Origin of the sequence: Marseilla massiliensis (assembly GCF_016899955.1) — a bacterium.
Classification (GTDB): Bacteria; Bacteroidota; Bacteroidia; order Bacteroidales; family Bacteroidaceae; genus Prevotella; species Prevotella intestinigallinarum.
This window is the reverse complement of sequence record NZ_JACJJL010000001.1, coordinates 307,548-328,015: the sequence shown is the minus strand read 5'-3', so window position 1 is coordinate 328,015 and position 20,468 is coordinate 307,548. Positions and strand designations below refer to the sequence as shown.

Genomic DNA, 20,468 nt, shown 5'->3' with positions numbered 1-20,468 from the left:
CGCCACCAAACCTACGACACGACAAACTATGAAAATGAAACTTGCTACAATCGCGGCAGCGACGATGCTGCCCCTGGCGGCCTCGGCACAGGCCGGGGCCGGGGCAATAATAAACGGTGTGCCATGGTACGACGACCGCGACAGCGTGGTGAGCGCCCACGGGGCCAACATTGTGGCCGACGGCGGACGCTACTACATGTTCGGCGAAAACAAGACCGACAGCGCCAACACTTTCACCGGGTTCAGCTGCTATTCGTCGGCCAACCTCGTCGACTGGAAGTTCGAGCGCATAGCCCTCAAGACGCAGGCCGGCGGCAGGCTGGGGCCCGGCCGCGTGGGCGAGAGGCCCAAGGTGATGCGCTGCCCGAAGACAGGAGAGTATGTTATGCTGATGCACTCTGACGACTTGCGCTACAAAGACCCGTGCGTGGCCTATGCCACAAGCGACAGCATAAACGGCGAATACACCTTCCGCGGGCCGCTGCTATACAAGGGCAAGCCGATAAGGAAGTGGGACATAGGCTCGTTTGTCGACGACGACGGACAGGCTTACCTGCTCGTGCACCACGGATACATATACCGGCTGGCACCCGACTTCCACTCGGCAGACTCGTGCCTCACGGCGGGTGTGAAGGGCGCAGGCGAGTCGCCGGCCATGTTCAAGCACGACGGCACTTACTACTGGCTGTCGTCGCACACCACGAGCTGGGAGCGCAACGACAACATGTACCACACGTCGAAGTCGCTATCGGGGCCGTGGCAGTTGCAAGGCCCGTTCTGCCCCGAGGGCTCTCTGACCCACAACTCGCAGACAACCTACGTGCTGCCGCTGACGATAGAGGGCCGGCAGGTGCCCATGTTCATGGGCGACAGGTGGTCGTTTCCAAAGCAGCACTCGGCTGCCACATACGTCTGGATGCCCATAACCATGGAAAACGGGCGCATGTCGATACCCGAGCTGTGGCAGGCATGGAACCCGCAGACAGGCCGGCAAGCCGACATCGGCATGCACCCTGTGGGCCGCCGGTGGGCCTCGGACGCCGTGGGCGACACCATGTCGGTGGCCTTCAGCGGCTGCCGCGTGGGCCTCAAGGGCACACTGGGCCCCGACTGCGGCTATGCCCTGGTGAGAGTGACCGACGGGCAAGGGCGCACCGTGCAGAGCCAGACGGTAGACTTCTACGCCAAGAAGGCGTCGACAGGGCTGCGCTTCGTGAGCCGGCGGCTGCCCGAGGGGCGCTACACGCTGACCGTGACGGTGACGGGCTTCAGGCCGAACTGGACAGACAAGTCGAAGACCGTATACGGCAGCCGGGGCACATTCGTGCGCATCGACGACGTGGTGGTGATGGACTGAGCCGCCCCACGGCCAACGCGGCAAAAAACAATGCGCGCGGGCATCCGGTGGCGGAGCCCGCGCGCATTTTCAGAAACGGCCTCGTCGGCCAATGGCGTCACCTCACCGTGATGAGGTAATAGTTTTTCTTGCCGCGCTGCACAAGCAGGTACTTGCCGTCGATGAGGTCGTCGGCCGTAACAGTGCGGTCGAACTCGGACAGCTTCTCCTTGTTGAGCGACACGCCGCCGCCCTGCACGAGCTTGCGCATCTCGCCCTTGCTGGCAAACACCGGGGCGGCCTGCGTGAAGAGCTCTACGGCGGGCTGGCCCAGCTGGTCGGCCGCAACGTCAAACTGCGGCACGCCCTCGAAGATGTCGAGCAGCGTCTGCTCGTCGAGCTTCAGCAGGCTGTCCTTGGTCGATTTGCCAAAGAGTATGTTGCTGGCCTCTATCGCCGCGTCGAGCGCCTCGCGCGAATGCACCATCACCGTCACCTCTTCGGCCAGGCGGCGCTGCAGCGTGCGGCGGCCCGGATCCTGGCGGTGCTCCTCGACCAGGGCCTCGATGGTCTCGCGGTCAAGGCTGGTGAATATCTTGATGTAGCGCTCGGCGTCGTCGTCGCTGACGTTGAGCCAGAACTGATAGAACTTATACGGCGACGTGCGCTTGGGGTCGAGCCAGATGTTTCCGGTCTCGGTCTTGCCGAACTTCTTGCCGTCGGCCTTGGTGATAAGGGGGCATGTGAGGGCGAAAGTCTCTACCTCGTTGCCCAGTGTGCGGCGTATCAGCTCGGTGCCGGTGGTCATGTTGCCCCACTGGTCGTTGCCTCCGAGCTGCAGCTTGCAGCCCTTGTGCTGGTAGAGATACAGGAAGTCGTAGCCCTGGAGCAGCTGGTAGGTGAACTCGGTGAACGATAGTCCGTCGCGGGCGGTGCCGTTCAGCCGCTGCTGCACGCTCTCCTTGGCCATCATGTAGTTGACGGTGATGTGCTTGCCCACCTCGCGCGCAAAGTCGAGGAAGGTGAAGTCTTTCATCCAGTCGTAGTTGTTCACCATCTCAGCGCTGTTGGGCTCGGTGGTATCGAAGTCGAGAAACTTGGCCACCTGGGCCTTTATGCACTCTTGGTTGTGGTATAGCGTCTGGTCGTCGAGCAGGTTGCGCTCCTGGCTCTTGCCCGAGGGGTCGCCTATCATGCCCGTTGCGCCGCCCACAAGTATGATGGGCTTGTGGCCGCAACGCTGCAGGTGGCGCAGCATCATGATGCCGCAGAGGTGGCCTATGTGCAGCGAGTCGGCCGTGGGGTCGGTGCCGAGATAGGCGGTTGTCATCTCTTTCTGGAGCTGTTCTTCCGTTCCCGGCATTATCTGCGCGAGCATTCCGCGCCATCTCAGTTCTTCTACAAAGTTCTTTGTCATTGTATAATTGATTTTAATTTGTTTGTTATCTCGTTCTCGCGGAAGCCAGTCCGGCTGTAAACGCACTCGCCCTCTTTGTCGAGTATTAGGTAAGAGGGCCAGCCGGAGAGCTTGTATCTCTCATACAGGTCGGCCGTCTGGGCGCCGGTGAGGCGGTAGTGGTGGCCCGGAATGCCGCTGGCCATGTTGCCCCACTCGTCTTCCGGCGACTTGTCGTCGGTGATATATACAAACGCCACGCCCTGCTCCATCAACCGGGCCTTGCCTTCCTCGAAGCGCTTAATGGCGCTTCGGCACGGCAAGCACCACGTTCCCCAGAAGTCGACGAGCACCGCCCGGCCCGCGTATTCGGCGGCTATGGCGGCCAAAGCTTCATCCCCGCTGCCTGCGGGAGCGGCGTGCATGGTGTATGTCCCGTTGCCCTTGCGGGCGGCGAGCGCGGCTTTCAGCTCCTCGTTGCGAGCCAGGTAGTAATCCCGTATGGCGGCGTTGGGCTGGCTGGCGAGCAGCTTCAACTGCTCGTCGGCAAACGGAGTCTGCCGGTTCATGCGTTCGGAGAAGTCGACGGAGAGCATCAAGTCGAACAGCGGGCCGTCGGTCCAGCCGAACACGCCGGCACGGTATTCGCGGTCGAAGGCCCGCACCGCCTGCATTGCAGAGTCGACGGCAGTGGGCGAGGCGGAGCGGTATATCCCGCTCACCTTGTTGAAGTAGGCCGTGTCGCCGTTGAGAATGTATTGAAAACAGTTGGCCATGGTGTCGAAACTGCCGCTGTATGCCATCATCATGTCGTTTATTCCAAGCTGCCGGTAGGCGTCGAAGATGCAGCTATCGAAGAGCGTCCGGCCTTCGGCATCGGCCTCGACGAAGCCTTCCCGCCACATCAGCGAGTACACGGTATGGTATGTCTGGACAGCCCGCATCACCTCCATCGCCGAGCGTGACGGGCAGATGGAGTCGGCCGCCTTGAGGTTGTCGGCGTGCCACTGCATCACCTTTGCGCAATAGTCCTGCGGAGAGTACAGCGCGCCATCGGCCGGACGGTTATCTTCTGCCATACGGAAATCGCATGAATCCATGAGCTTACGCATAGCGGGATCGGCCAGCCGGTTGTTTACACCGGCCATGTCGCCGGCGAAATAAAGGCGATTCAAACCGCAGAGGCGGCCCTGGCCGGTGGCAGCCCACTCTGCTGGCGAAACGCTGTGGCTGCCTTCCACGAGGTCGGCATACACCTCGCAGGTGCCTCCCTGGCGCACCACGACATCGCAACCGATGCCGTTCAGGCGCAACGCTACGGTCTGGCACGTTGCATACATAGGCACTTCGATGCAGAAAGTGCCGTCGGGTGCCACCGCTGTCGCAATCAAGTTGTCGCGTCTTGGGTCGATGGCCAGACCGGGAAACAGATTGATTTTTGTATTCATCTCGGGGCGGTAGCCGTACAGGCGGCCGCGTATGGTGGCCTTGCCATACTTCCATTGAGGCACAGGAAGGCCGCCGCCGGCATCGGCGGGGCTCAACGCAGCTGCCCTAACGGACTCGGGCATGCCCTCATAGTGGGGCTTGCGGCCTTCGGCAAGGCTTATCCCGAACACCTGGAAATCCCCTTCCGACTCGCCTTCAATGAAATCCACGGTCTCGGCATCGGCCGCCACGGGCGGGAAAACGAGCGTAAAGCGGCTGCACTTGGCTGTGTCCATGCGTACATTGCGCCCCGGGGTGATGCCTTCCGCGCGCCTCAGCGCCAACCGCTCAGCGCCAACCTTCAGGCTGCTGCCGGCGTCGATGCTGTAACGGAACCCTGCCGGAAGATGCAAAGCGCAATGCAACAACGTGGCGGTGTCGCCCAGTTCAACGCCCTCAACAACAAAATTCGGATTAGTGCTCACGGCAAACTGCGGCGCGGCCACCACCCTCTTGCCTGCCATGCAGGCTGCGGCGACGGCCAAAAACGCGAAAAAAACAAGTTTCCTAAGCATAATTTTTGGGTTTTAAGACGTTTGAATGCGAAACCGGGCGGCGGCATTTCACGGCACGGGGTCGTAGCCGCTGCCTCCCCACGGGTGGCAACGCAGGATGCGGCGCAGGGCCAGCCACGTGCCACGGAGCGGCCCGTGCTTGATGATGGCCTGCCTGGCATACTCCGAACACGTAGGTGTGAAGCGGCAACTTGGCGGCGTAAAGGGCGAGATGCAGCGCTGGTAGAACACGATGGGGAGGCAAAGGAGCTTCCCCACGAGCCCGGCCAGCAGCCTTAGAGGATGGTCTGGTGTGGCCTTCATAGCTTCTCGGCCATACGGCGCAGCAGAGAGGCCACGCTCGCATCGACGCTACGGCTGTCATGGAGCGAGTCCGACAGCCATAGGAAAGCGATGGCAAGGGCGGTGCCGGGCCTTTCCCGTAAGGCGTCACAGATGATGTGCTTGTTCTGCCTGAACGCCTCGCGCACCTGGCGCTTGGCCCTGTTGCGCTTCACGGCACGCTTGAAATGCCGCTTCGAGACGCTCACGAGCACCTGGACTGGCGCCATCTTGCTGTCAGCGGGCATTTCCATGAAGACCGCACGCACCGGGAAGGCCGCCATGGAACGATGGCCTCCGGCGAAGAGCTGCTCCATAAGCTTGCGGCTGGTCATGCGCTCTTGCTTGCTGAACGTGTGGCTTGATGGGTCAGGCATAACATTATTATATTGTCACCGGCTGCCGGCAGGCATCCGGCTGGGGTCATCCCTGCTTCTCGAGCAGGTAGTGCTGCAGTGCTCCCGTCATCGAAGGGTACTTCTCTGAGGGTGCTTCGAGGTCGAGGCGCAGCCCGGCATCCTTTACGGCCTTGGCCGTAGTGGGCCCGAACGTGGCTATCGCGATGTCGCCCTGGTTGAAGTCCGGGAAGTTCTTTATGAGCGAGTCGACCCCCGACGGGCTGAAGAATATGAGCATGTCGTAGTCGAACGTCTCGACCTCCTCCTTTGTGAAGTCGTTGCTCACGGTTCGGTACATCACGCATTCTTTGTGGGTCAGCTTCTTCGAGTCGAGCAGGTTGGCCACGCTGTCGTTGTGTACGTCGCTCATGGGGACGAGGTATCGCTCGCCCTTGTGCTTGACCATGGTGGGCAAAAGGTCGTCTATCTTGCCCGTGTTTCCAAAGAACACTTTGCGCTTGCGGTACTGGACATACTTCTGTATGTACAGGGCTATGGTCTCGGTAACGCAGAAATACTTCATGTCTTCAGGTATTGAGACCCTCATTTCCTTAGCCAGCGTGAAGAAGTTGTCTATGGCATGGCGCGAGGTGAACACTATTGCGGTGTAGTCCAAGATACTTATTTTCTGCTGACGGAATTCTCTTGGCGTCAATCCTTCTACCTTGATGAACGGGCGGAACACCAGTTCCACCCCGAAACGGGAAGCAATGTCAAAGTAAGGCGACTTCTCACTGCTCGGCTTGGGCTGCGAAACCAAAATCTTCTTAATCATTGGTGAGCTAAAAATTTATTTTCAAATAATTACCTGTTATTACCAAAGCGCCCCATAAGGTTGCCAGTGGTGCTGTTTCGAGGGCACAAAAGTACAAAATTATTTGCAGAAAACCGTTAAGCCCTCTGAAAAAGATGATGTAACACTTATAAAACGTCAGTATTTTAACGATAATCAATATAAAGAGCACGCTGTACGCCACTCCATGCGGAGACAGGTCGAAGTAAACCATGAGCAGCACGACAGGAAACAGCAGCACCCCTTCGACGGATGTCACGAAGAGCAGGGACTTAAGCCAAAGCAGGTTTCGCCGCCACCCGAAGAAGGTGGTGTTGACAGCCGTGTAGAGCAGTCCGCGCAGCATGAAATAGGCCACGAAGTAGGCCAGGTAGATGGCCATGAGCTGGTATGGCGAGTCGAGCACGAACGTTGTGCCGATGTAGTTGAGCGTGTATGAATACTGCAGCAGCGAGAAGAGCAGGCATGTCTGCAGCACGAGGAATGCCTGGAAGCGCACCTCGCCAGATGTCTCGGTGATGCTGGGTTCCTCGCCCCGTGGCGCGTAGAAGAAGCTTTTGGCCTGCCTTGCTATGAACCTGCGGGAGCGGGATATGGCGGTCATGGCAATGATGAAGCACGCCAGGAGCACGAGCGTGACCACGTTGTCGGCGCGCATGGTCTGCGGCACCGGGTCGCCGGCCACCCCATACCTCCCTCCGTCGAGCTCGGGGTGGAACAGCGTGTCGCGTGCGAAGAAGCCCTCGCGGTAACATTCGGGCAGGCTCACGTCGTCAAGGCTCTTCCCCGGGCCGTGCCCCGGCAGGTGCAGCGTGTCGGGCCGCGAGCTGTACCGCACGGGCTTGGGATGGAACACGGCCTGTATGGCCGAGTCCTGCTGCGCCGGCGTGGCCCCCTCGGGCAGCGCGCGCAGCACCTCATAGGGCTTCAGCTCATGGCCTGCCGCGCGTGGCGCCGTGTCGGCAGCCGGCGCGGCAGGCTGTGGTGCTATGGTGTCGGTCTGGCGCATTGTCAGAGTCCGAACGCCCTCTTGATGTCTTCAACGCAGTCGAGCTTCTCCCACGTGAACAGCTCCACCTCCATTTCCTTGTCCTCATGGTAGTGGCTTGTAAACCGCTTCACCACGGTTTCGGGCTTGCGGCCCATGTGGCCGTAGGCCGCCGTCTCGCTGTACATGGGCTGGCGGAGCTTGAGCGAGCGCTCGATGGCCCTCGGGCGCAGGTCGAAGAGCGTTGATATCTTGGCGGCAATCTCGCTGTCTTTCATGGCCACGTGGCTCCGCCCGTAGGTGTTGACGTATATGTTCATTGGCTCGGCCCGGCCTATGGCGTAGCTCACCTGCACGAGCATCTCGTCGGCCACGCCCGCCGCCACCATGTTCTTTGCGATGTGGCGCGCGGCGTAGGCTGCCGAGCGGTCAACCTTGCTCGAGTCCTTGCCGCTGAAGGCCCCGCCGCCGTGTGCGCCCTTGCCGCCGTAAGTGTCGACGATAATCTTCCGCCCCGTGAGCCCGGTGTCGCCGTGCGGCCCTCCGATGACAAACTTCCCGGTGGGGTTGACATGGTATGTTATGTCGTCGCCGAAAAGCGCCAGCACCTTGGGCGAGCTTATCTGCGCCTTCACCCTTGGCATGAGCACCTCCTTGACGTCGCGCCGTATCGAGGCCAGCATCTGCCTGTCGGCCTCCAGCTGCGCCTCCTCGCTGGCGTCGGCCGGGGCGACGAAGTCGTCGTGCTGCGTCGACACGACAATGGTGTCGATGCGCTCGGGCACACCCTCGTCGCTGTATTGCACCGTCACCTGGCTCTTGGCGTCGGGGCGCAGGTAGGTCATCTGCCGGCCCTCCTTGCGTATGTCGGCCAGCGTGCGCACTATGAGGTGGGCCAGGTCGAGCGACACCGGCATGTAATTCTCGGTCTCGTTGGTGGCGTAACCGAACATCATGCCTTGGTCGCCGGCCCCCTGCTCGTCTTCGTCGCTGCGGCTCACGCCCCTGTTTATGTCGCTGCTCTGCTCGTGGATGGCTGTCATTATGCCGCACGAGTTGCCGTCAAACTGGTATTCGGCCTTGGTGTAGCCTATGCGGTTGATGGTGTTGCGCGCCACAGTCTGCAGGTCTATGTACTCGGAGCTGTGCACCTCGCCCATTATCACCACCTGACCGGTGGTGACGAAGGTCTCGCAGGCCACGTGGGCCTTGGGGTCGTAAGCCAGGAACTGGTCGAGTATGGCGTCTGATATCTGGTCGGCCACCTTGTCGGGATGGCCCTCCGACACTGATTCTGATGAAAAGAAATATGACATAATTTGTATTGTGTAATGTTGGTTGTTTATATATCGCGATGCAGCCCGGCGCCGGCCGCGGCTGCATATCCGATGCAAAGATACGGCAAGTTGGGCGAAACACAAAATAAATGGGCGCATTTCTTTCGGCTGCCCCGACGCCGCCCGGCCACCCGCCCTAAGCCAACGCCACTGTGCCGGGCTGCGGCGCGTGGCCCGGGCCGCCCGGCCGACGGCCCCGGGGGATGGGCGCAGGCAGGCAGGGCTATGCACGCATGCCTGCGGGGGTGGCGCAGACGGCTACGCTTTTGTGTAAAACAAAATGACAGCACCGGCCCGTCAGCCCAACAGCCTGAATGCCAGCACTTTGCAAAACAGGTCGCATTGCAACGCAGAACAGCCCGTTTCACTGTGCCGAACGGCCCTTGCGGCCGGGCGATACGGCCCGTTTGGCGATGCACCACGGCGCGGATGCCGAAACGCGACGCGGCGTGTAAGCATTTGTTACCGCCGCCACGCCTTTGCCGCGGCTGCGCGACACAGTGCCGCGACGGCAGGCAACGGCACCATCCGCAGCGCCTGAAGCCATGCCACCCAAGCCCCACGGGGGCGACAATATGGTGCGGAAACCACTTTTTCGTAAGCAAACTGACCTTTTTCGACATTAATTTAATATATTTGCACGGCAAAAAGCACAACCCCCGAATATGACAAGGAAAAAACTGATTGTCGCGTCTGCCGTCGTCGCCGCAGCCCTGTGCGCCGGCGTCACGGCTTGGCATTACTGCAGCGGAGAAGCCGGGCAAAAGCAAAGCGCGCAAGCCTTGCTGGCCAAAGGCATGGCCGACTTCAACTGCAACGACGTGGTGAAAGCCTTCGGGAGCCTGCAGCAGGCCGCCGCAGCATTCAAGCACGAGGGCGACAGCGACGGGCTCTTCGAGGCAACGGTGTACATGGCCATGCTCTACGACCAGATAGGGCAGCGCGACCAGGCGTACCGCACGCTGAAAACGGTCGAATTCCGCGACGTGCCCAACTACAAGGACTACAGTTCGCAGTACTATCTCAGGCTGATGGGCTTCTACAAGTCGCTCTTCGACCGCGACTACACGTCGGCAGAGCGGTTCACGCGCAGGGCCATCGAGTTCTCAAAGGAGAAATATCCCGCCGACGCGGCATACATGTATATGGACATGGCCAACCTCGCCGAGTTCTACATAATGAGCGGCAAGACCGACAGCGCGAGGCTGATGCTCGACAGCCTGAAGCGCATGGAGCCCGTAAGGCGCGACATTTACCTCTCGGAGGCATACTACTGCCGCGGCCGGCTGTTCATGGCCGAAGGCAAGGCCGACTCCGCCCGGCGCTACCTCGAGGCCAGCATAGGCGTGTCGAGGCGCTACGGCTCGTTCGACAACGAGCTCATGGCACTGAAGCTGATGACCAAGATAGACAGCACCGCCGACGACCTGGGCAGCTACATAGCCCACCAAAGGGCATATGACAGCCTGAGGGAGAAGATAAGGGGCAACGAGATACACTACCGCGTGGCCATGCTGCGCGAAGAGCACAAGATTGACATGCTCAAGCAGGAAAGCGCCAAGAGCCGCACAATATTCCTGCTCACGCTCTCTGTGCTGGCACTCGTGGCCCTGATACTGGCCGCGGCGTTCATCTACACGCTCAAACGGCTGAAGACGAGGCAGGAAATGGCCCGCCTCGAAAAGCAACGGGCCGACGAGGCGGCCATGAGGGAGAGGCTCGAGAACGAGCTGCTGCAGCTTAAGATGGAACAGCAGGGCCGGATGCTCGACCACACCCAGAAGGAAAACATAGTAATGGGCATAAAACTGGTTGAGCAGGGAGGCGACGCCAACAAGATGAGGCCGCTCGACAGGGTGCTCAAAGAGACCGACAAAGACTTCATCAGGAAGCTCGAGACGCTATACCCGCAGCTATCGCGCAACGACATCAGGCTGATTTGCCTCATCAGGCTCGGCATGCCCTCGGGCGAGATATCCAAGCTTCTCAACATAACAATGGACAGCCTGCACAAGTCGAGGTACAGACTGCGCAAGAAAATGGGCCTCGAGGCCGGACAGATTCTGGAAACTTTCATCGACACCATATAATTATCAGCAGGCAAAGGCAGTGTTAACGTATTTAACATAGCTGTCCATGTCTTGTCCATGCCGTCTCCGCTAAAGTGTAACCGAATTCCATTAATTTTGCAAAAGACTGATAGTTTTTGTAGAATTAAATATTTGAAATGGTATGGAAACGAAACAACTGTTAACACATCTGATTGTTGCCGCGGCACTGGCCGCCACGGGCAACGCCACCGCCCTGGCCCAGCCGGGACCCGGAAGACATACCGTCAGCACCGAAGAGCAACCCCGTGGGGTGCTGCTCGAGGAATTTACCGGCATCAACTGCGGCTACTGCCCGCAGGGGCACGCCATAGCCGAGAAGCTGGCCACAGCTTGCGACCGCGTGTATGTGGTGGCCGTGCACGGCGGGATGTTCGCCACGCCTGCCCCCGACGAGCCCGACTTCCGCACCGACGAGGGCTCTCAACTCATCAGCGAGTTTGACGTCGAGAGCAGCGGATACCCCAGCGGCATGGTCAACCGCCACGACTTCTACGGCAGCGGCTCGCCCGTCTGCTCACGGACGTCGTGGAAACTGTTCACAAAGGCTGCCACGGCAGAGGCCGCCCCGGTAAACCTTTACGCCTCGGCCAGCTTCGACGGGCAATCGCGCAAGCTGGACATTCACGTAGAAGGGTTCTTCGTGGCCGACAACCAGCCCGCCGACCAGGAGCTGAACGTGGTCTGGACGCAGGACGACATACCCGGACCGCAAAACGGCGGGCTCATGGGCGACGAATATCCACACCGCCATGTGCTGCGCGACTACGTCACCCCGATATGGGGCGACACGCTGGCCTCGCCGCAGCAGGGCCAATACTTCGAGCGCGACTACACCCTGACGCTGCCCGAAGACATCAACGGCGTGGAGGTGAAGGCCGAAAACATCAAGGTGGTGGCGTTCGTGACATGCGGCAAGGGCGACGTGGCCAACGTCACGGGGTGCAGGCCTCAATACGCAAACTACAGCAAGCCGCTGGCGGCGCGGCTGTCGGAGCCGCGCATACCGATAGGCAACTACTGGGGATGCAACTTCTTTGAGGCCACCGTCAAGAACCTGAGCGACCGCGAACTGACCGAGGCCACTTTCGACATCGACGTCAACGGCAGCGTGGCCACCGTGGCCTGGAACGGCAGCATCGAGCCTTTCGGCCAGCAGGAGATAAAGCTCAGCCGGCAATACGACACCGCCGACAACGGCCAGAACTCTTACTCGATAACGCTGAAGACGCTCAACGGCGAGAGCGTGGAGCCGTCGCAGCTCAGCGGCCGGTTTGCCTCGCCGCGCCAGGCAATGCCGTCTGTCACCGTGGAACTTAAGACAAACAACGAAGCCGGCGAGAATACGTTCTGCATAAAAGACGCCGACGGCAACCTTGTCAAGGAGTTCGGGCCATATCCCGACGGCCAGGTGACGCAAACAAGCGAAAGCGCCGAGCTCGAGGCGGGCAAGGTTTACTACTTCGAGGTGACCGACGCGTGGGGCGACGGCATATACAGTCCGGCGGGCTACTTCACCACACGGTCGGCCGACGGCAGCCTCATCGAGCAGGCATATGCCATCGACGACTTCGGCACGAGAAGCGTTTTCGTGACCTCAAAGGCCGCCAGCGGCATACATGGCGCCGTCGACAAGGCTGCCGACGGCGAGGCAATAGCCTACCGCACAGACGGCACCGTGGCCTACAAGGGCCCCAAATCAAGCATGAAACTGCCGACGGGCACATATATTATATATGACTGCGCATCGCGCACTGCCACGAAGGTGACTGCAAACAATAACAATTAACCAAAGCCATGAGTATGAAAAAGACTTTACTTTCTACGGCCGTGGCAGCCATATGCTGCCTCGCCGCAAACGCACAGTATGTGGCCGACCCGGCGACAAACACACAAGTGAACCCAACGACGGGCAACTACGGCAACGAAGCGGTGGTCAACGCCAGCGGAGTGCTGTACTCGAAGACGCTCATTCCCGACAGCGAAAATGAGCAACAGGGCGAGACCAACATCGCAAGCGTAATACAAGTGCTCGACAAGGACGGCCGCAAGGTGCTGCCGGGCGACGGCGAAGAGCTGTGGCACACGCGCAACCGGAGCTACACCATGGTCAACCAGACCATCTATGCCGACAACGACGGCAACTGCATATTGATATCGAGCGACTGCCGCAACGCCGAACCGACAACGACAAACCTCGGGTATACGGTGTACAAGATAGGGCCCGACGGCAAGCAGCTGTGGAGCGCCGACCTGGCCGACGGCACCGCGTTCGAGAGCGTGGCGCTGCTAAAGGTGGTGCAGACGTCCGACGGCGGCTATGTCTTCGCCTACGCCGTATTCACCAACGACAACTCGTTCCCGATGTACATACGCATGGAAAAGCTGACGGCCGACGGGCAGAAGGCATGGCAGGAGCCCGTGCTGCTGCAAGACTCAAGGACGTCTTACGCCTACCCCTACATCGTTGACGCCGGCGACAACCAGGTGATGCTCATCTATGCGCGCGGCTCCAGCCAGTACATCGAGGCCCAGCTCTACGACTTCGACGGCACCCCGCTGTGGGCAGAGCCGCTGACCGTATACCAGGGAGGGTTCGCCAGCGACATCCCCCTGCACACAATACTCAACGTGGTGAAGGCACCCGAGGGGGCGTTTGTGGCCTGGAGCGACGACCGCAGCTACGAGGGCTCTTACGCTAACTATGTGTCTTACGTCAAGCGCGACGGCACGCTGGCATTCCCCGGGGGCATCAACGGGCTCAAGATAAGCTACGCCGACAGCTACTCCAGGCAGGTGCCGCAGCTGTATTACTGCGATGCCGACCAAAGCCTTTACGCCATCTACCGCCAATACAACCAGAGTTACCAGGCCCTGTGCGGCATCTACATGCAGCGCATAAGCGCTGACGGCGAACTGATGTGGGGCCCCGAGGGCAAGGACATCGTGGCCATGCAGCAGCAAAGGGCCGTGGGCTACGCCACGGTGCAGGGCGCCGGGGGCACCGACATGGCAGTGTTCTACCAGACCAACAGCCAGAGCGGCGGCGACACCAAGACCTACGCAAGGCGCATGGACTGCGACGGCAACGACGCATGGCAGTCGCCTCTCGAGGTGTCGACGGTGACAAGCGAGAAGAGCGACCTGCAATCGTCGCAGCTCATCGACGGTTCTTACTGGATACTGACGTGGCTCGACCAGCGTGAGTCGGCCGACCGCATGCACGACGGGCTCTTCGCCCAGCGCGTCAACACCGACGGAACACTCGGCTCTACAACCGCCGGCATCAGCCGCACCGAAACCGACAAGGCGCCCGAGTCTGTCGACGTCTACACCCTCGACGGCCGCACTGTCATGACAGGGGCCCCGGCCGGCAAGGCCGAAGGGCTCGGCAAGGGCATCTACGTGGTGAAAGACAAGGCCACGGGCAAGGCCCGCAAGATTGCCGTGAAGTAAGGGGCGACACGCCTGCATCCCTCTGGCGGGGAGCGCCGGCAGCGGCCCCGGGCCGCCTCCCGGCGCTCCCCGCCCAACCACCAGACTACCAACGGTTTGCAAGACGTGCCGTTTTGGATGCCAAAACGGCACGTTCAACGAGGCCAAACGGCCCGTATGGCCGGCCCAAACGGCACGTCTTGCAAGCTGCTTTGGCCGGCATGGCCGCACCGAGCCACGGCCGGCCCACACCCACAAAGGAAACAACTAATGCAAAAGCGTATGAAAAGAAGACTTTATTCAGCGGTGGCTGCCATGCTGATGGCCCTCGCGGCAACGGCGCAAGTGACTACCGCCTACGACGTTTCAGGCTCCATAGGCCCGTACACTGAGATATCCGGCGGAACGGCCATCGGCCTACTGCCCGACGGCGAGGACCTCAACGAGACCGTGCTCGACGGCGAAGGACACGCCATAGCGAAGGACACGGTGGTCACGGGCATGCCCATCGGCTTCGACTTCAAGTTCAACAACCAGGCCATGAACAGGTTTGCCATCGGGGCCAACGGCTACCTGCTGCTGGGCCGCGACCGGGTTGTAGTCAACAACTCGGCACGGAACGCCTTCAACCTGATGAGCAACGACGACGTGAGCAACGCCCTCGGCGCTGTGTCGAGGGGCAAGGCGTGCCGCATCGAGGGCACCGAGATAAGCTACCGCACCGAAGGCCAGGCCCCCAACCGCACGCTCACGGTGCAATACAAGAACCTGGGCATAGACGTGGGCAACTGGGATCCCATATACGTCACGGTGCAACTGCAGATAAGGCTGCACGAAGACGGACGGGCAGAGATGGTGTTCAACGGCTGGAAACCCGACAATGAAGACATGCCTGCGTACTATTCGATGAAAGTGTTCCTGAAGGGCGACGGCGACGACCGGCTGCAGCTGGGCGGCTCATACACCGACTTCACGCTATCTACCGGCGACGCCACCAACATCACATGGAACAACGACAACTATCCCGCCGACGGCCAGGCATACACGTTCACACCGCCCGCCGACTGCGAGAAGCCTGCCGCACAGCCCACGGGGCTCACGCTGCAGAGCTACAGCACCCGGGTGGAGGGCTCGTTCACCCCGGCCGCGGGCGCCGACCACTACCTGGTGCTCGTCACCGGGGGGCAGTCGATGGATGAAATGCCTGCCGACGGCGTGCAGTATGCCGCAGGCGACAGCATAGGCAACGCCCTCGTGGTGGCCTACGACACGCTGACGGCATTCTCGACACCCGACGTGCTCAGCGGAGCGGGGCAATACACGGTGTGCGTCATGGCCGCCAACTCGCTGTGCATGTACGGCCCCAAATACCTCACTGAGACGCCGCTGCAGGCCACAACGACGACACTGCCCGACGCCCCGGCGTCTGTAACGGCCGAAGCCAGCGACATCAACGCCATAACCGTAGGCATACGGGCCAACGCCAACGGCGACAGGGTGCTCGTGGCCATGACGACCGAGCCTACATTCGACCAGTTCCAGCAAATCACCGGCATAGGGGCCTTCGGCACGCCGACGGGCAACCTCGCCGCCGGCGACGAGATTGAGGGCGGCGGAACGGTGGTCTATGCGGGCGAGGCCCGCGACGGCATCAGCGTGACAGGGCTCAACCCCAACACCGCCTACTACCTCATGGCATGGAGCATTGGCCCCGACGGGCAGTGCTCGTCGACCTCGGCAACGGCCACAACGGCCACCGGTGGCGAGGTGCCCTACAGCCCCGACTTCTCGAAAATGAAGCAGAACGTGGCCCCGATGGGCTGGCAGACCGACGAAGACGGATTCAACCTGGGCCAGGAATACAACGGGCCGTACAACATAAGCTGCCGCGTGATGCAGGCCGACCACACCAACGGGGTGGAGCACAGCATCACATCGCCGTGGATAAAGCTGGCCGACGGCTCCAACCGGGTGCTGATGGACGTCAACATGACGTGCTACCAGGGTCGCGTCAACGCCCCATACAACAACTGGGAGGCCAACGACACCGTGCTGGTACAGGTGTCTGCCGACGGCGAGCAGTTCACCACGATATACGGCATGGGCCCGGCCACAAGGCCATACATTGCCGACCTTGACAGCTACGTGACGATACGGATGCCCTTCGACGGCTTCGCCGGCGACAAAGTGAAAGTCCGCATAACATGGAAGACCTTCACCAACCCAACGTTTACCATCAAAAACTTCACTGTCGAGGAAAAGAAAGACTGCGACTATCCCATCGACCTGCACACCGTCGACGGCTCGGTGGCCGGCAACGTGGCCTCCATCGACTGGACACGGCAGGGCAACGAGAACGAATGGGAGCTGCGCTACAAGCCGGCCGGCAGCGAAGAGTGGAGCCAGACGGTGCAGGTGCTCAACAAGCCGTTCACGTTTGCCGACCTGCCGGGCCTGACATACATCGACGTGCAGCTGCGCGCCAAGTGCGACGCGAGCACCCACAGCGAATGGTCGGACACGCTTAGGTTCCGCACGGGCTACACCATGCCGTTCACCGAGCGGTTCGACGCCACCGAGCTTCCCTCCGGATGGGAGCCACGCTCGGGCGTGCTGGCCACCCCGACGGTGTTCGACGACGGCGCCCGCACGGCATGGCAGTTCAGCAGCAGCAGCTTCATGAGGGGCTTGATGTTCAGTCCGTCGAGCCTTGACGCCTGCAACGAGTGGCTCGTAATGCCTACGCTCGACATGGACGACGGCTCGGCCAACTACGTGCTCACGCTCTACCTCACCAACATGCAGCAGGGACAGGGCACCGACGACAGCTATGCCGTGGTGGTGTCGCGCGACGGCGAGACGTTCAACGAGGCCGACGTGGTGAGCACCTTTGCCGCAACCGAACTGCCCCAGGCGGGCGCCAGCGGCTCCATCAGCGTGCCTCTGCGCGGCTACAGCGGCATGGTAAGGCCGGCGCTCTACATCAGCAGCACCGACGGACGGCCCGCCACGCTGAAGCTCGACTCTGTGGCCGTTACACCGACATGCCCGCAAGACGTGAGCGCCATCACCCTGTCGGACACCACCGAGACGTCGGTGAAGGTGAGCTGGCAGACGTCTGCCGAGCGCAGCTACATCTTCATACGCCGCGCCGGCGACACGGCCAAGCCGTACATCGAGACCGAACAGACCCAACATGAGTTCACTTCGCTCGAGCCGCGCACCGACTATGAGATTGGAATAACCAAGGTTTGCGAGCCGGGCGACACGGCCCGCGTGACCATCACCCGCGTGACGACGCTCGCGGCCGACGGCTGCCCCATGCCCGAAGGGCTGAGGGCCGAGCCGCAGAAATATGCCATCGCACTGAGCTGGAACGGCGAAGGCCAGTCGTACAACGTGCGCTACCGCCGCTCCGGCACCGAGGCCTGGACGCAACGCGCCACCACCGGGACGTCGTTTGTGATAAGCGGGCTCGACGACGCCACCGCCTACGACTACGCCGTGCAGTCGCAATGCAACACGCTCGAGGCCGACACGAGCGCCTATACGCCCACGGCCACGGCCACGACTCTGGCCGAGACGTGCTTCCCGCCTACGGAGATAACCGTCTGCCCGGGCTACAACAGCGCCACGGCAACATGGGCCGGCGAGGCCGAGAGCTACAGGCTGGCATACGCCAGGGCCGGCAGCGACGAGTGGACCGAGGCTGCCGTGACGGGCAACACATACACCATAGAGGGCCTTGAGCCGCAAACCGACTACAGGTTGCGCATGCGCAGCTTCTGCTCGGCAACCGACTCGAGCCTGTGGAGCGACGAAGTGGCCTTCGCCACGACGGCCCTGCCCGAGTGCGTCACGCCGTTCGACCTTGCCGTGAGCAACATCTCGGAGTCAACGGCCATGCTGTCGTGGCAGGCCGGCGAGGGAAACCTGCGCTGGAACCTGCACTGGCGCAAGAGCGACGCATCGGCATGGACCGAGGTCGACGGACTGACGGCAACGAGCTACGAGCTTGCCGGGCTCGAGGAAGGTGCCTCCTACCTGTGGAGCGTCATGGCCGAATGCGAGCTGAACGAGAGCCGCTGGGCCACGCAAAACCGCTTCACGACCACGCTCTCGGGCATTGGCACGGCCGACATCAGCGGCGTCAGCGTGTTTGTCAAGGGCGGGGTGCTCAACATTGTCAACCCCGAGCACGCCCACATTGGCAGCATACGCATTTTCAACTCTGCCGGGCAGATGGTAAAGGCATACGACGTTGACACGGCCGAGAACGTGTTCATACCGCTGGGCAGCACCGCCGGGCAAGTGCTCGTGATAAAGATTGCAGGCCGCGACAGCGAGCGCACCATCAAGGTGGGCATCTGACGGGCCTCAGGCAGGCGCCTCGGCGCCACGCTGGACACGGGGCCCCGCAGCCGCACCGACGGCCTGCGGGGCCTCGTCGGCATAAGCCGTACACTGCACAAGGTGTAAAGAAACGATACACCGCTGCGCTCCCCGCAAAGCCGCAAGGGCTATATCGCAACGCAAAACGGGCCGTTCCACATGATGGAACGGCCCGTTTTGCATCCTGAAAAGGCCCGTTTTGCAGCACCGCGCGGCACTGGCGGCCAACTGCCTGTGGCACAGACGGTTGGCCGCAACGGCGAGACAGAATCACGATGTCATCATTTTTCAGCCGCTGCCGGTTGCGCCACATGCCGTCAGTCGGCCCCGCGGCCACCGTCGCCCCGCAGGTTGCGCGGGTGGTGCTCGAGTATGTCGCGGCGCAGCTTGGTCATGTCTATGTGCGTATATATCTCGGTCGTGCCTATGCTCTCGTGCCCCAGCAGCTCCTGTATGACGCTCAGGTCGGCCCCACCCTCGAGCAGAGCCGTGGCGAAAGAGTGGCGCAGCGTGTGCGGACTGATGTTCTTGGCTATCCCGGCGGCGTCGGCCAGCCGTTTCACCATGATGAGAACCATGGTGCGGGTGAGCCGTTTGCCAAGTCGGCTCAAGAACACATAGTCTTCCTCGCCGGGCTTGATGTCAACCAGCCGGCGCCATTCAAACCAGTTGGCCAGCTCGGACACGGCCCTGCCCGACATGGGCACGAGGCGCTCCTTGGCCCCCTTGCCGCGCACGCGGACATACTGCTCGTCCATATAAAGGTCTGACAGGCGCAGCTGTATGAGCTCGCTCACGCGCAGCCCGCACGAAAACATCACCTCGACGATGGCCCTGTTGCGGTGGCCCTCGGGCTTCGACAGGTCGATGGCTGCCTCCATTCGGTCTACCTCGTCGACCGAGAGCACCTCCGGCAGGTGCTCGCCTGTCTTGGGCGACTCCACAAACTCCGTCGGGTCGTCGTCGCGGTAACCGTCAAGAACCATGAACCTGAACAGCGAGCGCAGCCCGCTGAGCACCCTGCACTGCGACACCGCGCCCACGCCAAGGTCGTGGAGCGTGGCAATGAAGCCGTGCAGGTCGTCGGCCGTCACCTCGCGCACGCTGCGGCCCGACGGCTCCAGGTAGTCGATGAGCTTCTGTATGTCGCTCCGGTAGGCGTCGAGCGTGTTGGGCGAATAGTTGCGCTCCAGCTTCAGGTAGCGCATGTAGCTGCGCACAATGTCAGCATCTGTATTGCAATTCTTTTCCATCATAACAATCATTTTCATACTTCCTGCGGGCCAGCAAGCGCCGCCATGCCACCCCGGGGCGCACTGCCGGTGCAGCCATGGGCGTGTTTTATGCCGGGCGCCGCGGCCGTATGGAATATTTTTATTAACTTTGCCGGCCACGGGCGTCGCCTGCCGGGCCCAGCCATCCAGGGCGCCGCCACGCTGCACCAGGCCGCCAAGGCAGCCGGCAGCGGCATGGCAGGGGGCACGTCGCGTAGCCATGGCAAAGTTAACAAATAATTTCCATATATGAAAATACAGATAATCAACGGGCCAAACCTCAACCTGCTCGGCGTGCGCGAGCCGGGCATCTACGGCGACAGCTCGTTTGAGGCATACCTGCCGAAGCTCCGCGCCGCCTTCCCCGGCGTGGAGATAGACTACTACCAGAGCAACATCGAGGGCGAACTGATAGACAAAATGCAGGAAGTGGGGTTCTCGGCAGACGGCATTGTGCTCAACGCCGGGGCGTACACCCACACAAGCATAGCGCTGCAAGACTGCATCCGGTCGCTCAGGTGCCCCGTGGTCGAGGTGCACATCTCCAACGTTCACAAGCGCGAAGAGTTCCGGCACCACTCCTACATATCGTGCGTCTGCGCCGGAGTGATATGCGGCTTCGGCCTCGACTCGTACAGGCTGGCCACCGACTACCTGGTCAACAGGCAGTGACGGGGCCGCCACGGC

Annotated in this window: 14 protein-coding genes; 6 read left to right on the top strand and 8 right to left on the bottom strand. The window is 61.4% G+C overall.

The genetic code is table 11. The features are described from left to right. Positions 1-34 precede the first annotated feature (34 nt). Positions 35-1,357, top strand: coding sequence for a family 43 glycosylhydrolase (locus tag H6B30_RS01235; protein ID WP_205107098.1), 1,323 nt, complete (start codon positions 35-37; stop codon positions 1,355-1,357). A 97-nt stretch (positions 1,358-1,454) separates the two neighbouring features. On the opposite strand, the gene tyrS is transcribed toward H6B30_RS01235, so the two are convergent. Genes tyrS through metK form a run of 7 tightly spaced genes read right to left on the bottom strand, consistent with a single transcriptional unit; the run spans position 1,455 to position 8,551 of the window. Next, entirely contained in the window at positions 1,455-2,753 is a 1,299-nt protein-coding gene (gene tyrS, locus H6B30_RS01230; RefSeq protein ID WP_205107096.1) for a tyrosine--tRNA ligase, read from the bottom strand. Next, positions 2,750-4,735, bottom strand: a complete 1,986-nt coding sequence (locus tag H6B30_RS01225; RefSeq protein WP_205107094.1) for a TlpA family protein disulfide reductase — start codon at positions 4,733-4,735, stop codon at positions 2,750-2,752. The genes tyrS and H6B30_RS01225 overlap by 4 nt, the downstream gene beginning before the upstream one ends. 48 nt (positions 4,736-4,783) lie before the next feature. Next, positions 4,784-5,038 carry a membrane protein insertion efficiency factor YidD gene (gene yidD / locus H6B30_RS01220; RefSeq protein WP_205107092.1) on the bottom strand — a complete coding sequence of 85 codons (255 nt, stop codon included), beginning with the start codon at positions 5,036-5,038 and terminating at the stop codon, positions 4,784-4,786. After that, positions 5,035-5,433, bottom strand: coding sequence for a ribonuclease P protein component (gene rnpA / locus H6B30_RS01215; RefSeq protein ID WP_205107090.1), 399 nt, complete (start codon positions 5,431-5,433; stop codon positions 5,035-5,037). The genes yidD and rnpA overlap by 4 nt, the downstream gene beginning before the upstream one ends. 46 nt (positions 5,434-5,479) lie before the next feature. Then, entirely contained in the window at positions 5,480-6,229 is a 750-nt protein-coding gene (locus H6B30_RS01210) for a uroporphyrinogen-III synthase (protein ID WP_205107088.1), read from the bottom strand. Positions 6,230-6,236: 7 nt separating this feature from the next. Then, positions 6,237-7,256 carry a DUF4271 domain-containing protein gene (locus H6B30_RS01205; RefSeq protein ID WP_205107086.1) on the bottom strand — a complete coding sequence of 340 codons (1,020 nt, stop codon included), beginning with the start codon at positions 7,254-7,256 and terminating at the stop codon, positions 6,237-6,239. Between the two features lie 2 nt (positions 7,257-7,258). Beyond that, entirely contained in the window at positions 7,259-8,551 is a 1,293-nt protein-coding gene (gene metK / locus H6B30_RS01200; RefSeq protein WP_205107085.1) for a methionine adenosyltransferase, read from the bottom strand. A gap of 686 nt (positions 8,552-9,237) precedes the next feature. Here metK and H6B30_RS01195 point away from each other — a divergent pair. From H6B30_RS01195 to H6B30_RS01180, 4 genes are all read left to right on the top strand, one after another. Next, positions 9,238-10,662 carry a hypothetical protein gene (locus tag H6B30_RS01195; protein WP_205107083.1) on the top strand — a complete coding sequence of 475 codons (1,425 nt, stop codon included), beginning with the start codon at positions 9,238-9,240 and terminating at the stop codon, positions 10,660-10,662. A 142-nt stretch (positions 10,663-10,804) separates the two neighbouring features. Continuing rightward, positions 10,805-12,469, top strand: a complete 1,665-nt coding sequence (locus tag H6B30_RS01190; protein ID WP_205107081.1) for an Omp28-related outer membrane protein — start codon at positions 10,805-10,807, stop codon at positions 12,467-12,469. A gap of 14 nt (positions 12,470-12,483) precedes the next feature. Next, a complete protein-coding gene (locus H6B30_RS01185; RefSeq protein ID WP_205107078.1) occupies positions 12,484-14,136 on the top strand; it encodes a hypothetical protein in 1,653 nt (550 codons plus the stop codon). A 261-nt stretch (positions 14,137-14,397) separates the two neighbouring features. Continuing rightward, a complete protein-coding gene (locus H6B30_RS01180) occupies positions 14,398-18,486 on the top strand; it encodes a fibronectin type III domain-containing protein (protein WP_205107076.1) in 4,089 nt (1,362 codons plus the stop codon). Positions 18,487-18,824: 338 nt separating this feature from the next. Here the strand turns inward: H6B30_RS01180 and H6B30_RS01175 are convergent, their stop codons facing one another. Beyond that, the gene (locus H6B30_RS01175) at positions 18,825-19,760 is read right to left on the bottom strand and encodes a site-specific tyrosine recombinase (protein ID WP_205107146.1); all 936 of its coding nucleotides are present in this window, start codon (positions 19,758-19,760) and stop codon (positions 18,825-18,827) included. Between the two features lie 270 nt (positions 19,761-20,030). Here H6B30_RS01175 and aroQ point away from each other — a divergent pair, with 270 nt between their 5' ends. Beyond that, entirely contained in the window at positions 20,031-20,453 is a 423-nt protein-coding gene (aroQ, locus tag H6B30_RS01170; protein ID WP_205107074.1) for a type II 3-dehydroquinate dehydratase, read from the top strand. Positions 20,454-20,468 lie beyond the last annotated feature (15 nt).

What these genes read in the sequence shown, in the direction of transcription:
- yidD (WP_205107092.1), bottom strand. Translation starts at nt 5,038, where the DNA reads ATGAAGGCCACACCAGACCATCCTCTAAGGCTGCTGGCCGGGCTCGTG.
- H6B30_RS01180 (WP_205107076.1), top strand. Translation starts at nt 14,398, where the DNA reads ATGAAAAGAAGACTTTATTCAGCGGTGGCTGCCATGCTGATGGCCCTC.
- aroQ (WP_205107074.1), top strand. Translation starts at nt 20,031, where the DNA reads ATGAAAATACAGATAATCAACGGGCCAAACCTCAACCTGCTCGGCGTG.
- tyrS (WP_205107096.1), bottom strand. Translation starts at nt 2,753, where the DNA reads ATGACAAAGAACTTTGTAGAAGAACTGAGATGGCGCGGAATGCTCGCG.
- H6B30_RS01210 (WP_205107088.1), bottom strand. Translation starts at nt 6,229, where the DNA reads ATGATTAAGAAGATTTTGGTTTCGCAGCCCAAGCCGAGCAGTGAGAAG.
- H6B30_RS01185 (WP_205107078.1), top strand. Translation starts at nt 12,484, where the DNA reads ATGAAAAAGACTTTACTTTCTACGGCCGTGGCAGCCATATGCTGCCTC.
- H6B30_RS01235 (WP_205107098.1), top strand. Translation starts at nt 35, where the DNA reads ATGAAACTTGCTACAATCGCGGCAGCGACGATGCTGCCCCTGGCGGCC.
- H6B30_RS01190 (WP_205107081.1), top strand. Translation starts at nt 10,805, where the DNA reads ATGGAAACGAAACAACTGTTAACACATCTGATTGTTGCCGCGGCACTG.
- H6B30_RS01195 (WP_205107083.1), top strand. Translation starts at nt 9,238, where the DNA reads ATGACAAGGAAAAAACTGATTGTCGCGTCTGCCGTCGTCGCCGCAGCC.
- rnpA (WP_205107090.1), bottom strand. Translation starts at nt 5,433, where the DNA reads ATGCCTGACCCATCAAGCCACACGTTCAGCAAGCAAGAGCGCATGACC.
- H6B30_RS01205 (WP_205107086.1), bottom strand. Translation starts at nt 7,256, where the DNA reads ATGCGCCAGACCGACACCATAGCACCACAGCCTGCCGCGCCGGCTGCC.
- metK (WP_205107085.1), bottom strand. Translation starts at nt 8,551, where the DNA reads ATGTCATATTTCTTTTCATCAGAATCAGTGTCGGAGGGCCATCCCGAC.
- H6B30_RS01175 (WP_205107146.1), bottom strand. Translation starts at nt 19,760, where the DNA reads ATGGAAAAGAATTGCAATACAGATGCTGACATTGTGCGCAGCTACATG.
- H6B30_RS01225 (WP_205107094.1), bottom strand. Translation starts at nt 4,735, where the DNA reads ATGCTTAGGAAACTTGTTTTTTTCGCGTTTTTGGCCGTCGCCGCAGCC.